The following is a 14,834-nucleotide window of genomic DNA, read 5'->3' as shown; positions in this document are numbered from 1 at the left end:
ACGAGAAAAGAAAGGATGATCAAAATAGGCAATTCCAAGCAGTTTCAGCTTGTCTAAAAAAATTGCTTTTAATTGGTTGTACGAAAAAAAGAGCTGCGACAATCGTCTTGTCGCAGCTCTTTTTTCTGCCTAAAAACTTTTAAAAGTTTTATTCGACAGTCACTGATTTAGCTAAATTTCGAGGTTTATCCACGTCATACCCTCGTTGCAATGTTGCAAAGTAAGCCAACAGTTGCGTAGGAATCACGGCAACTAAACTAGTAACCAATGGATGGACCGAAGGCAAAACAATGTGATCCGTCGCTTTCGCTAGTTCTTGGCTGACGATGACTAAAGTATGAGCGCCACGAGACTCAACTTCTTTCAAATTTCCTCTCGTATGGGAGCCGGTCACTTCTTCAGTGATGATTCCGATGACTGGGGTTCCTTCTTCGATCAGTGCGATGGTTCCATGTTTCAATTCGCCAGCTGCAAATCCTTCTGCTTGAATATAAGAAATCTCTTTTAGCTTCAGTGCAGCTTCCATGGAAACATAATAGTCATTGCTTCGACCAATATAAAACGCATTGCGACTAACAGACAAATAATCTTCTGCTAATTGACTGATGACCGCTTTTTCATCAACTAATGTTTCCATAGCAGAGGCAACAATACTTAATTCATGGAAAACATCGAAGTCCTGTGCAGCAGCAATACCTTTAGCATCACCGATTGCTTTTGCTAATAAGGTTAAAACTGCGATTTGAGCAGTATAGGCCTTGGTAGAAGCTACGGCGATTTCAGGTCCGGCATGAAGCAACAATGTATGGTCAGCTTCACGAGAAAGAGTCGAGCCTGCTACATTTGTAATAGTCAGACTAGGCAAATTCATTTGATTGATTTTTACCAAGACTTGTCGGCTGTCGGCTGTTTCTCCACTTTGTGATAGAAAAATAAAGAAAGGTTTTGCAGACAGCAAAGGCATGTTGTAGCCGAATTCACTTGATAAATGTACTTCAACAGGAATCTGTGTCAGAGATTCTAGAATCGCTTTTGCGGCCCAACCAGCGTGATTACTGGTTCCGCAAGCAACGATGTAGATGCGGTCGCTCGCAACCATTTGATCCTTTAATGCGTCATCGATCGTCACTTCTCCTGTGCCTTGATACTCTTGAATGAGACGACGCATCACAGCTGGCTGCTCGTCGATTTCTTTCAGCATATAGTAAGGATACGTTCCTTTTTCGATGTCTGTTAAATCAAGTTGTGCTTCATAAGACTCGCGATAAACAAGATTTCCTTTTAGGTCTTCGATTTCAATCGTTTCTGCCGTCACAGTTACCATTTCACCGTCTTCAATTTCAACGAAATGAGTAGTCTGATCCAGCATAGCCAATGCATCACTACAAATAACGTTAAACCCATCCCCAAGCCCAATCAATAACGGACTTTTATTTTTTGCTACATAGATGGTTTCAGGGTCATTTTTATCAACTAATGCAAAGGCATAAGAACCACGAATCAATGAGAGTGCCTTTTTGAACGCTTCTTTAGTCGAAAGGTCTTTTTTCAATACTTCGATCAAGTGGACGACAATCTCTGTATCTGTCTGTCCTTCGAAGTGATGATCATTTAAATAGTTTTGATGCAATTCTTCAAAATTCTCGATTACTCCGTTATGAACCAGTACTAATTCTTGGTTAGAAGAAGTATGAGGGTGGGCATTTTTTTCTGATGGTTTACCATGAGTTGCCCAGCGAGTGTGTCCGATACCGATCGTTCCTGTTACTTCTGGTGTGACTTTGTCTTCCAAGTTTTTGATACGCCCTTGTGCTTTGACTAAGTGGCCAGAAGTACGATCAGCAACATATAAACCTGCTGAGTCATACCCACGATATTCTAAACGTTCCAAACCATTCAAAATGACTTGTTCAGCATTTGATTTTCCTACAATTCCTACGATTCCACACATAATGACAAATCCTACTTTCCACTACTTATTTACGATTCATTATGTATTTCTACCTGCGCAGCAAGAGGTTTGTTTTCATCTCAAGATGAGGTTTTGTTCTTGCTTATAGAGTGCAGTCCCTAGAGTTACCCGCCGAAAACTTCGATAAACTCTCTCCTCGTCATCTGTTGTACAGATCTGGCGCTATTCCTATTGGTCTATCTATCCTCCTTAAATTATTTTGTAGAAATACATGCATTATCATAATATTTATAAGGGAGTTAGTCAATAGAAAAAGCTAAAAAAAATAATTGGTATAGATGTTATCAGAGGCAATGTTTGTTCTGTAATGGAGATTTAAAGAAGGAGAATTGCGGATGATCCAATTCGTAAAATTGGAATTGTCCTTTTTGACTATCCTTTTTTTTTTAATTTCGATACAATGACAGAAGAAAGTGAGGGATGAAGATGTCAGAAACTGTACAATGTATGACGTTTTCCGAGTTAAAGGAAATAGTGGAAAGATTAGAGAAACAAGAAAATGTCAATGATGATACAAAAATCATGTTAGACACTGGTTGGGACAGCCTGCAGGAAATTCTTCCGGGTGCAATCTCTGTTCAAGAAGCACAAGCGTTTCGAGTGCAAGATGAATTAACTAAAGAATATTTCGGCGGCTACGCATTGAAAGAAAAAAGCGAAAAATTCGATGCAAGTGGACTAGTTGAAGCGGTAATTGTGATTGAGAACCGCTATTAAAAAGGAGTGGAAAAATGAATAAGAGAAGATGGGTGGCTGTTGCGATTGCAATTGGATTGTTTGTGTGCTCAGGTGTTTTTGCTTTGATGGCTCCGCCAGCAAATGAAGAGTCGTCACTGGACGGATTGAATGCTCTTTTATACGGAAGCAATGAATTGGAGGAACATCAAATAGCGGCTGGAGATAGCAATAACCGCATCCTTCGCTTGACTTTGGAAGGGACGATTGCGAATACTTCAGGTGGTGGATTGTTCTCAACAGAAGGATATGATCATCAATTATTTCTGGAAGAATTACGTGCCGCGCAAGAGGACCCAACGATCAAAGGGATTCTATTTGAAGTGAATTCGCCTGGGGGCGGAGTTTACGAAAGTGCAGAGATTGCTCGTGAAATGAAAAAGATCAAAGAAATTGGAATTCCTGTCTATGTTAGTATGAAGAACACCGCAGCTAGCGGTGGTTATTATGTCTCAGCGGGTGCGGACAAAATCTTTGCCACAGATGAAACCGTGACAGGTTCTATCGGAGTTATTATGTCTGGATTGAATTATTCAGGTTTATTGGATAAATTAGGGATCGAAGATAGCACCTATAAAAGTGGTGACTTGAAAGATATGGGTTCCTCTACAAGAGCCGCTACCGATGAGGACAAGAAAGTTCTGCAAACTTACGTGGATAATGCATACGGACGCTTTGTTTCCATTGTAGCTGAAGGACGAGGCATGTCAGATGAAGCTGTTAGAAAAATTGCTGACGGACGGATTTATGATGGTCAACAAGCTGTGGAGAACGGGTTAGTTGACGAAATTGGGTTTCCTGAGGACGCCTTCGCTGCATTAGAAGCAGATCAAGGGTTAGAGGATGCGGAAATTTTTGAATATGGTGTCGGTTCCACAGGGTTCGCTTCTACATGGCTGGGTTCAAAGCTGGCAGAGTTTCAAGGGCTGAAGGCATCTGAGTCTAGTCGTCTTTTGCAAGTAGTAGAAAGCCTGGGTACGATGGATGCGCCGAAACCTCTTTATTATTATGGAGGTGAATAACTATGCCTGAAAAAGAAACGAAAGAGCCACGAATCAAACAACAACCTGTTGAACAGGGAGCAGAAAACGTAACTCTGGAAAATCTAGAGTCGACCTCTGGAATCTCTACAGAGCAGGCGAATCAAGAAGTACAACTAGCTGTGGATACCCCAAATCAAGAGGCCGCTGTGACGAATCATCCAGATGATTTCTATCAACAAGTATTGGGCTCGTTTAAGAGAAAAGAATTTAGCGAGGAAGAGATTGATCAGCGACAAAAAGAATGGCAACGGTATGAGGGGATAGAAGACAAACAGAAAGAACGCAGACGAGTGAATGATTTTCCAGATTACTTTTTTGCTGGGTTTTGGATTCGGCTATTTGCTTATCTCGTAGATGTACTTTGTATCGGAGCTATTACAGGAATTACTCTGGATACGATCTATCACTTAGGTGGTTGGTCAAGTAGCGGGCATCCTTTTGGACTCTACCAGTTACTCTCGTTGGCCATCTACTTAGGCTATTTTGTTTTATTAACAAAGTTCAATCAGGGACAAACGGTAGGTAAGATGATTTTCGGTATTCGGGTCGTGTCATTTACAGAAGCTGATTTGAGTTGGAAAACAGTTCTGACAAGAGAACTGTGTATGCGCTACGTTTTGCAATTCAATCCTTTCTTTTATTGCGGTTATTTGCCAGTGATTTTTACTAAAGAAAAGCAGCATGCCGGAGATTATTTTTCTGAGACCAGTGTGGTTACTATCAATTTGATTAAAGCATTCAATAAACAGGCAAATGCCAATATGTAACAAGAATAGACAATAGCGTAATGAGCGGTCAGTCTCTATTTGAGGCAAACGAAGACTGACCCGTTGAAAAGCGGTCTTGCTACCAGAAGATTGCACCATACAAGCGGAAGTGCGATTGCAGATCGATTACAGATAAAGGAGAATGAGATATGGGAGACACGATCCAGTTTCCAAAACCTGAAGACCGCCTGCGTCATTCAGCAGAAAAAGCATATCAGGCAAAAGATTATCTGAAGGCTTACCATGATTACCAGGAAATTTATACTGAGCATTCTTCTTTTGAGATCAATCAGTCTCTCGTTAAGTGCTTACAGCAACTGGCTGATTTTGCAAAAGCGTTGGAAGTGGCAGATGATTTCTTGGATGAATACCTACAAGATCCAAATGGTTTTGTTCAAATTGGTCATTTGTTGATTCTTGATGGTCAATACTTGCAAGCGAGAAAATGGATAAGACTCGCAGAGGAATTTTCGGTGATCTCTGAAGCGACAAGCGAAAATTTAGTGAAAGAATTGGATAAAGTAGAAGAAGTTCAACAAATACTTGGTTTGGAAGATTTTTTAGGAAAAAAACAGTCATTGCTTGCAATGGACAGCAGCAACCAACCAGTTAGCGGGCACACATGGCACGTTTTTTCCCAAGGACTCACAAAGGATCAGTTTGTATCGTTGATGACGGAGCTGCTTCCTCAGTTAACGAATCCTTTTTTGTTACCAAAACTAGTAGAAGAACTTGTCCGTTTAGGAAGTTCACAGCAGTTTGAATTGATAGACTACATGGGGGATCAACGGCAGATCATTCCCAATCAGTTATCTTTATTGAGGGAAGTGCCAGTTTTCAGCCAAATGCGACAAGCTGTGAATGAACGAATCGGGCAAGAAAATCCAACCTTAGCAGAAGGCATTTTAGAAGAGTTGAATGATCATTTTGCTTTAAGCTATCCGTTCTTGCCAGAAACCCAAGAGATTGATCGCTGGGTACAAAGCTATATCGATGAGTATCAAGATCTTTTTGCAAAAAGCGAACCACAAGCGATCGACGAGGAGATCCAACGTAAGAAAACAAGATTACGAAAGATTTTGGGTTCTTTCTAATTCTGAAAGCAGATCACTCAAGAAAAAAACGAGAAGTTTCTAGGTAAAATGTTTACAATTAAAGAACGTTAGTGTACTATTTAAAGGTATGCATGAAACTATTTCATATGTAAAATATAATTGTTATTCGGAGGGAAATAAATGACTGCAAAATGGGAAAAAACAGGCACCAATGATGGTGTATTGACATTTTCGATCGAGCAAGCTGAAATCCAAAAAGGCTTGACGACTGCATTTAATAAAGTGAAAGGCAACTTAAACGTACCTGGCTTCCGTAAAGGAAAAGTATCTCGCCAAGTATTTAACCGTATGTACGGAGAAGAAGCATTGTATGAAGATGCATTGAATGCTGTCTTGCCAGAAGCTTATGAAGCAGCAGTTAAAGAAGCTGGTATTGATCCAGTATCACAACCAAAAATCGATGTTGACAGCATGGAAAAAGGTCAAGACTGGGTGATCAAAGCAGAAGTGACTGTGAAACCAGAAGTTAAACTTGGTGATTACAAAGAGTTGACTGTTGAAAAACAAGATCGTGAAGTAACAGAAGAAGACGTAGATGCTCGCATCAAACGTGAACAAGAAGCACAAGCTGAGTTAGTCATCAAAGAAGACGAAGCTGCTGAAAATGGCGATACAGTCGTTATCGACTTTGAAGGTTTCTTAGGTGAAGAAACATTTGAAGGCGGCAAAGGCGAAAACTATTCATTAGAATTGGGTTCTAACTCTTTCATCCCAGGTTTTGAAGATCAATTAGTAGGAGTGAAAGCTGGCGAAAGCAAAGAAGTCAACGTCACTTTCCCTGAAGATTATCAAGCAGAAGATCTAGCAGGTAAAGATGCAGTCTTTAAAGTAACAGTTCACGAAGTCAAAGCAAAAGAATTGCCTGAATTAGATGATGAATTTGCCAAAGATGTTGATGATAGCGTTGAAACACTTGCTGAACTAAAAGAAAAATACCGCAAAGAATTGACAGAAACAAAAGAAAAAGCTGCTGGAGATGCAAAAGATGAAGCAGCGATTCGCCAAGCAGTTGAAAACGCAGAAATCGTTGAATTACCACATTCTATGGTCCATGACGAAGTTCACCGCTCAATGGATGAGTTCTTGAACAACATGCAACGTCAAGGAATTTCACCAGAAATGTACTATCAATTGACTGGTTCAACGGAAGCTGACTTGCATCAACAATTTGAAGGCGAAGCAGAAACTCGTGTGAAAACTAACCTTGTGATTGAAGCAATCGCAAAAGCAGAAGGTTTGGAAGCAACTGAAGAAGACATCGAAAAAGAAATTCAAGAGCTTTCAGAAGCTTACAACATGCCTGTTGATCAAATCAAACGCGTCTTGACAGAAGATATGTTGAAACATGACATCACAATGAAGAAAGCCGTTGAAATCGTAACTGGTACGGCGAAAGAAGCTTAATTTTCATCAAAAGAGCGGCAAACGTCTTTTCCGATGTTTGCCCTTTTTGATTGATCAAAAAGCAATGGTGTGTATATTTCATACGATCGTTTTTTGCTTACTTTGCCTTTTTGAGCAGGATGATCTTGACTTATTTTGCGGACGTGGTCAATTGCTAAGAAAACGTAACGGCCATGAGAAATAGCTTTTTCTTTCAAATGAGTTATGATAAGATGATTAAAGACTGTAAAGATAGTAAAACCAATTCCACTCCTTTACAGGTTAGAAATTTATCAAGGGGTGAACAGTATGTACGACAACACAAATGGAAATGACGCTGTTCGTTGTTCTTTTTGCGGGAAGACGCAAGAGGAAGTAAAGAAGATCGTTGCCGGTCCTGGTGTATACATATGTAATGAATGTATCGACTTGTGCAAGGAGATCATTGACGAAGAGTTCTACGAAGAAGCCATTCGTGAATTTACCGAGGTACCTAAACCACAAGAATTGCTGCATATATTAAATGATTACGTCATCGGACAAGATCGTGCGAAAAAGACACTTGCTGTAGCGGTTTACAATCATTACAAACGAGTGAACGTTGAGCCGACCGCAGAAGACGTTGAGTTGCAAAAAAGCAATATTTGTCTAATTGGACCAACTGGCTCTGGGAAAACGTTCCTTGCTCAAACATTGGCCCGTTCATTGAATGTGCCATTTGCTATCGCCGATGCCACCAGCTTGACGGAAGCTGGATATGTCGGAGAAGATGTAGAAAATATTTTGCTGAAACTTCTGCAAGCAGCGGACTATAACGTTGAAATGGCAGAAAAGGGCATCATTTATATTGATGAAATCGACAAAATCGCTCGTAAAAGCGAAAATGTTTCGATCACGCGAGATGTATCGGGTGAAGGGGTGCAACAAGCGTTGCTGAAGATCTTGGAAGGGACACAAGCAAGTGTACCGCCTCAAGGTGGACGGAAGCATCCTCATCAAGAAATGATTCAAATCGATACGACGAATATTTTATTCATCGTTGGTGGTGCATTTGACGGGATTGATACCATCGTTAAAAACCGGATGGGTGAAAAAACGATCGGTTTTGGAACGAACAACAAACGGTTCTCAGAAGATGAAAGCATCATGCAACATATCATTCCTGAAGACTTGTTGAAATTCGGCTTGATCCCAGAATTTATTGGCCGTTTGCCGGTTATGGCAGCTTTAGACAAATTGACGACCGATGACTTGGTCCGTATTTTGACGGAGCCGAAAAATGCGCTAGTCAAACAATACCAAAAACTGTTAGCATTAGACGATACTGAGCTTGAGTTTGAACCAGCTGCTCTACGCGCGATTGCGGATAAAGCGATCGAACGCAATACGGGTGCTCGTGGTTTACGTTCGATTATCGAAAATATCATGATGGACGTGATGTTCAATGTTCCTTCTGATGAGTCGATTGAAAAAGTCATTATTACCGAAGATGCAGCCAAAGAAATCGGTGAACCGACAATCATTTATAATGAAGAAACAAAAAAAGCAGTTTGATTTTAGTAAGTCGGATAGTTTGATGACTATCCGACTTTCTTTCTGAAAGCATATGAGATTTTATTAGAAGGGAGCGAGCAGATGAAAGTACATGATGCAGAAATTGTGATTAGTGCTGTTTCACCGGCACAATATCCGGATACGCATTTACCGGAAATCGCGTTAGCGGGTCGTTCCAATGTTGGGAAGTCTTCCTTTATCAATACATTGATTAATCGAAAAAATTTAGCGCGAACGTCTTCGAAACCTGGTAAGACCCAAACATTGAATTTTTACTTGATTGAAAACACCTTGCATTTTGTGGATGTGCCAGGATATGGCTATGCAAAAGTTTCAAAAACGGAGCGGGCAAAGTGGGGGAAGATGATCGAGACGTATCTTGCAGAGAGACAGCAGCTGCGGGCAGTCGTCTCTCTAGTGGATCTGCGCCATGCGCCTTCTCAGGAAGATATTCAAATGTATCAGTTTTTGAAATATTATGAGATTCCAGTAATCGTGGTGGCCACGAAAGCAGACAAGATTCCTCGCGGGAAATGGAACAAGCATGAAAGTGTGATCAAAAAAGCGCTGGAATTCGATCCAGCAGACACCTTTATTCTTTTTTCTTCCATCACTAAACAGGGGAAAGAAGAAGCTTGGCAAGCGATAGAAGCGGCCATCAAGCAATAATAGATAAGAGGTAAGATGCATGGGGCAATCTCTCAGGACTAGAAAATAAACGGAGAAAGTTTGCTCCGGAACATCTTTTATCGGAAAAATTCTGTGCAAACAAAAAAAACATCGATTAGGATGTTTTTTTTGTTTGTTTTTTAAGATCCGTATTTTTTTCAGTTTCTTCTTTATCTTCTTTCGCATTCAAGAAGCGTTCGATGTCGGGTTTGTTCTCTTTTTTGTCATTGTCGGGAAGAATAGCAAACTCATCGAACATTTTATCAAGAGAATCTTCACGTTGGAATTTTAATCCCATATTCCCACCTCCAAGCGCCTCTAGTTTACCATGAAAACCAAAGTTTTTCATCTCAAAAGTAAGCGAAATAGTGTTCAATCATGAATCCCTTTACTATAATAAAATAAGAAGTACATAAAGAGGTGAGAAAGATGATCAAAACGAAGAAAATCTATGCCTTTATTCAATCGGCACAACTCGCCGATGCTCTGATGCGTGAACAAATAGCCAACTGGTTCGCTTTGGTCCGTCTTTCCTTTACCCCCACCAGCTACTATTTAAATCAAAAGGAAATCCACTCCTATGATATCGCTGAAGTACGCTCATTGCTGGAGGGAAGTATTGACGAGGTCAATTTTGAACTGATTTTAACCGATGGACAAAATGAATCCAGTATACACGTTGTCCAAGAAGCCGTACTGCAACGACATCTTTTTACATTTGATGTTTTTCAGGGATCGCGAGAACTATTACTGAGTTATATAAAGACCACAATGGAACAAGGCGGTCTCTTTAGTTATATTCGAGCTTATGATGAATTCCTCAATCATAATGTCGAAAGTGTAGAGAAACGCTATAACTTTCAGAAACCAGAAGAAATCGCTGAATTACCAAAGCGAAAAAACCATGCCAAAGAAATCGTGATCGATTGCAATCAATTTGCCGGATATGATGTTTTTTATAACGGGTTTTGTTTAACTTCCTGTTGGCGCATGTATTTCTCAGAGTACTATGAGCGAGTGTTGCCGTTAGTGATTATTAAAGATGCCCAACAAGTAGAACAAATCCAAACGATGGAGGAAGGGGTTGTCATGGTGGAGCTTTACCGTGATCCGTTTCAATGGGATCATCCTGCCAACCTTTCCTATCAACGTTTGTTTCGGGACCAAATCGGGGTGGATCAACTTACTTGGGATAACGGAGTAGGGATTTTGCGAGAACCGTTTATTGAATACGCGTTTGGCCATCAGTTGATCCAAACGATCCAATATCAAAATGATCGTTTACAGCCCACCGTCAAACGCAAAGCGACCCATTTTATCACTCGGAACTTTGATTTAGTTCGTGAGATTTACCAAGAACGTCGGGTGAGGGGATTGTTGAATGCACAGGCTTATTTCCCTTGGATCGACCAAGAAGGCATGCGGATGATGGATTACATTGTCTTAAAACCACAGTTAACGCTCGATAATGGCTTAGATGCTTATGAATTTTATATTCGCAGTCATTTAGAGGCGGATTACACTACGGAACATTTTGAAGAATACACCGTTTGTTTGCAGTTCTATTTGCCGCAAGAGGCGATGACAGATATTCCTATCGACGAATTGAAAGATCGTATGTCAGATGTTCGCTTTGGTTTATTGCATCGCAGCAAAAAATATACCTGGGTCAATCTAAAAAAAGAAACCCATCGCTTGCGGGTCTATTTTATGAATATGGAACGCTTAGCTGAACACCAATCCATTTCTGGAAATAAATAGAGCCATATAAAATAGCAAAGACAAGGAAGTTGAATGATTCTCGCAAAAAAATCTCCAGTGTGTTTCAAACACGCTGGAGATTTTTTTGCATAGGAGACGCTAGTTGTTTCACACAACACGTATTAAGCGGTAGTTACTTCTTTTTTTAACAAACCGAAGATGATTCCTGAAACAATCGCACCAATTAATATGAACAATAGGAATAATAATGGTTTTGATAGTAAAAGGACCACAAAGATCCCACCGTGAGGAGCCATCAATTGAATATTGAATGCACCGACTAGGGCACCAGTTAAAGCAGAACCAATCACGAAACTTGGAATGGCCCGAAGAGGATCAGCTGCTGCAAAAGGAATCGCACCTTCAGTAACAAAAGATAAGCCCATCACGATATTCGTCAAACCTGCTTCTTTTTGATCTTTAGTGAATTTATTTTTGAATAAAACTGTTGCGATAAAGATCGCCAATGGCGGCACCATTCCACCAGCCATGACTGAGGCCATTACGACACTACCACCTTCGGCAACCGTTGTGGCAAGTGTTGCTGTACCGAACACATAGGCAGCTTTGTTGATTGGACCACCTAGATCGGCTGCCATCATAGCTGCTAACAGAGCACCTAGTAAAGCGGCATTTGTTCCACTCAATCCTGTTAAGAAGCTGTTTAAGCCGTCATTGATCGCTTTCATTGGGACATTGATCATTAGCATGAGGAACCCAGTAATCAACAAACCAAAAACAGGGTAAAAGAGAATCGTTTTGATTCCGTCTAATGACTTAGGTAAACCTTTGAAAAGATTGCGCAAGAATTTGATGACATATCCTGCTAAAAATCCACCAATCAATGCACCAAGGAATCCTGCGCCACCACTGTTTGCCAATGCGCCAGCAGCAAAACCAACGATCAAACCTGGGCGATCACTGATACTCGATGCAATAAATCCAGCCAAGACAGGTAACATGAATCCGAAAGCGGCATTACCGATTTGATTGAACCAAGCAGCTTGTTGATTATAACTACCTAATTGATTTAAAGCGTCTTGCGGTACACCCATGAATTGATCGACCATAAAGGAAATAGCGATCATGATTCCGCCTGCAATAACGAATGGCAACATATGGGAAACACCATTCATCAAATCTTTATAGATTCGTTGACCAAACGTACCATCAGCAGAAGATTCTTCTGCAACTGTTTGTCCGCTACTGTGAAAGACAGGAGCATTACCGCTTAAAGCTTCATTGATCAGTTGTTCCGTCTTACGAATCCCGTCACTAACAGGACGATTCACTAGATGTTTGCCGTTGAAACGATCCATCTCGACCTTTTTATCAGCAGCGACAATGACGCCAGCTGCTCGTGCAATGTCCTCTTCTGTTAATCGATTTTTAATGCCTTCCGAACCATTCGTTTCAACTTTGATTTCTACGCCTAGTTCTTTGGCTTTTTTCTTTAATGCATCTTCAGCCATGTAAGTATGAGCAATACCTGTTGGACAGGCTGTAACAGCAACGATATAAGGGCGATCACTCACTGACTCTGTAGTTATGACATCTGTCTGTTCTTCTTTTTGTACTTCTGCTTCAGCAAATAGTTGTTGGACTGCATCCGCAGTTGGTGCTTTCTTTAATTTCTCAACAAATTCTGGATCAATCAACAAGCGTGAAAGAGCAGCTAAGGCTTGTAAATGGGTATCATTAGCTCCTTCAGGAGCAGCGATCATGAAGAAGAGGTAAGTAGGTTGACCATCCAGTGCCTCATAATCCACACCGGTTTTACTTTTAGCAAATAAAACAGTCGCTTCATTGACTGCTTGATTTTTCGCATGAGGCATTGCGATACCGTCGCCAAGACCGGTTGATGTTTGGGCTTCGCGAGCCAAGATCCCTTCTTTGTAGACAGCAATATCTGAAATGCGGCCAACTTCATAAAGTTTGGCAACCATTTCGTCAATCACACCTTTTTTATCCGTTGCTTGAAGGTCCATGATCATGGCATCTTTTAAGAGTAAATCGTTGATTTTCATTGTTTATCCTCCTTATATTAAGTCAAAGTATCTTTTCAATAACAACTTCTGGCAATAATTCTTGAATAAATGCTGATGTGGCTAAATCATCTGAAAAAGCAGTGGCGCTGCCGCAAGCAACTCCCCATTTAAAGGCTTCCAGTGCATTTTTTGTTGCTGTATATTGTCCGATAAAGCCAGCAATCATTGAGTCGCCAGCTCCAACCGAGTTTTTCAGTGAACGCTTCAGAACATTCGAGCGGTAGATTTCGTTTCCAGTAAAGAAAATGGCTCCATCTCCGCCAAGGGAGACAATGACATTCTTGGCGCCATCAGCGATTAATTTTTGTCCATAAGGTAAAATATCTTCGAAGGAGTGGAATGTCGTTTGATACAATTCCGCTAATTCATGATTGTTGGGTTTGATCAGCAACGGTTGGTCGGGTAATGCTGCGAACAACTCTGGACCCGTTGTGTCAATGACGAACTCGGCTCCAGCTTCTTTGACGATGGCGATCAACTCTTGATAGTAGTCAGCCGTCAGTCCATTTGGTTTGCTACCAGAAAAAATGACGATATCTTCCTTGGTAAGAGAAGACAGTTTGTCTTTCAATTGCTGACTTTCATCCTTTGAGATTGTTGGCCCTAATCCGTTGATTTCAGTTTCTTCGCCAGATTTTAATTTAATATTGATCCTTGTATCGGCAGCAACTTGTGTGAAATCGGTCGTGATTCTTTCATTGATCAGCCAATCTTCAATGAAACGTCCAGTGAATCCGCCAATAAATCCAAGTGCAGTGGAAGGGATCTGGATCCGCTGTAAAATACGAGAAACATTGATGCCTTTGCCGCCAGGAAGTTTAAAGTCTTGCTTCATTCGATTAAGTTCGCCCAATTGTAATGCTTCGACGTGGACAATATAGTCAATTGATGGGTTGAGTGTGACAGTATAAATCATTCGGATACCTCCATAATAGTCGTTTGTGTTCGAAATTTAGCCGCATAGTTTTTCGGACAGAAGTCTGTGATAATCTCTGCGTCTTCAATGGCAGCAACTTGAGCAAAAGTAGTTTGTTGAAATTTAGAATGGTCCAGTAATACATAAGCTTTTTGACTATTTTCAATCGCGATTTTTTTGATCATTGCTTCTTCAGGATCTGGAGTCGTAAAGCCTGCGTCTACATGAGCACCATTCATTCCAATAAAACAGCGATTGAAGCGCAGTTTTCGCAATTGCTCACTGGCACCGCTCCCCAAGACAGCGTTCGTACTGATTTTGATCGTTCCTCCTAAAATCAATGTCTCGATTCCTTGATCGATCAGTAATGCCGCATGTTTGACAGAGTTGGTTACAACCTTCACATTTGAGATCGATGACAAGAAAGGGATCATTTCTAAAGTTGTGGTTCCAGCATCCAAGTAAATGACCTCATCCTTTTTGATCAATGAGACGGCATATTGGGCGATTTTTTGTTTCTCTACTTGGAACTTTTGCGTTTTTTCTTTCATATTGGGTTCAAATCCAAGGTGCTGGATCTTTTTGGCACCTCCATGGATTCGGACCAAAACTCCCTGTGCTTCAAGTTCTTGTAAATCGCGACGGATAGTGGACTCAGATGCTTGTAATTGATGGATCAATTCGCTGACTTTCACGATATCCGTTTCTTCTAAAAGGGCTAAAATCCTTTGATGACGCTCTTCTGTAAGCATTTACATCACCTCTTCAATTGTTATGATAGCACATAAAACAGTCATAATCAATCACAATCGTTTAAAAACAATCAAAATGTAAGGGTAATACATTCTTAAACGGTCAAAAACGGTCGGCA

The 14,834-nt window shown here is 40.7% G+C and carries 13 protein-coding genes; 8 read left to right on the top strand and 5 right to left on the bottom strand.

Going from position 1 to position 14,834, the window contains the following annotated elements:
- Positions 1-148: 148 nt before the first annotated feature.
- The gene (gene glmS / locus EGX73_RS13810) at positions 149-1,951 is read right to left on the bottom strand and encodes a glutamine--fructose-6-phosphate transaminase (isomerizing) (protein WP_029486765.1); all 1,803 of its coding nucleotides are present in this window, start codon (positions 1,949-1,951) and stop codon (positions 149-151) included.
- A 447-nt stretch (positions 1,952-2,398) separates the two neighbouring features.
- Between glmS and EGX73_RS13805 the strand changes: the two genes are divergently transcribed.
- The 7 genes from EGX73_RS13805 (at position 2,399) to yihA (ending at position 9,238) form a co-directional block, all read left to right on the top strand.
- Entirely contained in the window at positions 2,399-2,689 is a 291-nt protein-coding gene (locus tag EGX73_RS13805; protein WP_003126427.1) for a hypothetical protein, read from the top strand.
- A gap of 14 nt (positions 2,690-2,703) precedes the next feature.
- Positions 2,704-3,729 (top strand): signal peptide peptidase SppA, encoded by a 1,026-nt coding sequence (gene sppA, locus EGX73_RS13800; protein ID WP_096711050.1) that lies wholly within the window; start codon positions 2,704-2,706, stop codon positions 3,727-3,729.
- Positions 3,730-3,731: 2 nt separating this feature from the next.
- Positions 3,732-4,517: an RDD family protein gene (locus EGX73_RS13795; RefSeq protein ID WP_123867014.1), complete on the top strand. Its 786-nt coding sequence runs from the start codon at positions 3,732-3,734 to the stop codon at positions 4,515-4,517.
- Between the two features lie 149 nt (positions 4,518-4,666).
- Positions 4,667-5,611, top strand: coding sequence for a hypothetical protein (locus EGX73_RS13790; protein ID WP_123867013.1), 945 nt, complete (start codon positions 4,667-4,669; stop codon positions 5,609-5,611).
- Positions 5,612-5,752: 141 nt separating this feature from the next.
- Complete coding sequence (gene tig, locus EGX73_RS13785; RefSeq protein WP_123867012.1) at positions 5,753-7,036, top strand: trigger factor; 1,284 nt, start codon at positions 5,753-5,755, stop codon at positions 7,034-7,036.
- Positions 7,037-7,324: 288 nt separating this feature from the next.
- Complete coding sequence (gene clpX / locus EGX73_RS13780) at positions 7,325-8,569, top strand: ATP-dependent Clp protease ATP-binding subunit ClpX (protein ID WP_005471356.1); 1,245 nt, start codon at positions 7,325-7,327, stop codon at positions 8,567-8,569.
- A gap of 81 nt (positions 8,570-8,650) precedes the next feature.
- Entirely contained in the window at positions 8,651-9,238 is a 588-nt protein-coding gene (gene yihA / locus EGX73_RS13775; protein WP_003126435.1) for a ribosome biogenesis GTP-binding protein YihA/YsxC, read from the top strand.
- Between the two features lie 115 nt (positions 9,239-9,353).
- On the opposite strand, the gene EGX73_RS13770 is transcribed toward yihA, so the two are convergent.
- On the bottom strand, positions 9,354-9,536 hold the full coding sequence (locus tag EGX73_RS13770; RefSeq protein WP_029486767.1) for an SPJ_0845 family protein: 183 nt from the start codon (positions 9,534-9,536) through the stop codon (positions 9,354-9,356).
- Positions 9,537-9,667: 131 nt separating this feature from the next.
- On the opposite strand from EGX73_RS13770, the gene EGX73_RS13765 reads away from it, so the two are divergent.
- The gene (locus EGX73_RS13765) at positions 9,668-10,999 is read left to right on the top strand and encodes a hypothetical protein (protein ID WP_003126437.1); all 1,332 of its coding nucleotides are present in this window, start codon (positions 9,668-9,670) and stop codon (positions 10,997-10,999) included.
- Between the two features lie 122 nt (positions 11,000-11,121).
- Here the strand turns inward: EGX73_RS13765 and EGX73_RS13760 are convergent, their stop codons facing one another.
- The 3 genes from EGX73_RS13760 to EGX73_RS13750 are packed head-to-tail and all read right to left on the bottom strand — an operon-like array spanning position 11,122 to position 14,715.
- On the bottom strand, positions 11,122-13,026 hold the full coding sequence (locus tag EGX73_RS13760; RefSeq protein ID WP_123867011.1) for a fructose-specific PTS transporter subunit EIIC: 1,905 nt from the start codon (positions 13,024-13,026) through the stop codon (positions 11,122-11,124).
- Between the two features lie 22 nt (positions 13,027-13,048).
- Positions 13,049-13,963, bottom strand: a complete 915-nt coding sequence (pfkB, locus tag EGX73_RS13755; RefSeq protein ID WP_003126439.1) for a 1-phosphofructokinase — start codon at positions 13,961-13,963, stop codon at positions 13,049-13,051.
- Positions 13,960-14,715 (bottom strand): DeoR/GlpR family DNA-binding transcription regulator, encoded by a 756-nt coding sequence (locus tag EGX73_RS13750; protein WP_003126440.1) that lies wholly within the window; start codon positions 14,713-14,715, stop codon positions 13,960-13,962. The genes pfkB and EGX73_RS13750 overlap by 4 nt, the downstream gene beginning before the upstream one ends.
- Between the last annotated feature and the right edge of the window lie 119 nt (positions 14,716-14,834).

The sequence above is a fragment of the Enterococcus sp. FDAARGOS_553 genome, assembly GCF_003812305.1.
GTDB lineage: Bacteria > Bacillota > Bacilli > Lactobacillales > Enterococcaceae > Enterococcus_D > Enterococcus_D gallinarum.
The sequence above is the reverse complement of the archived record's forward strand: the minus strand, read 5'-3'. Positions and strand labels throughout refer to the sequence as shown.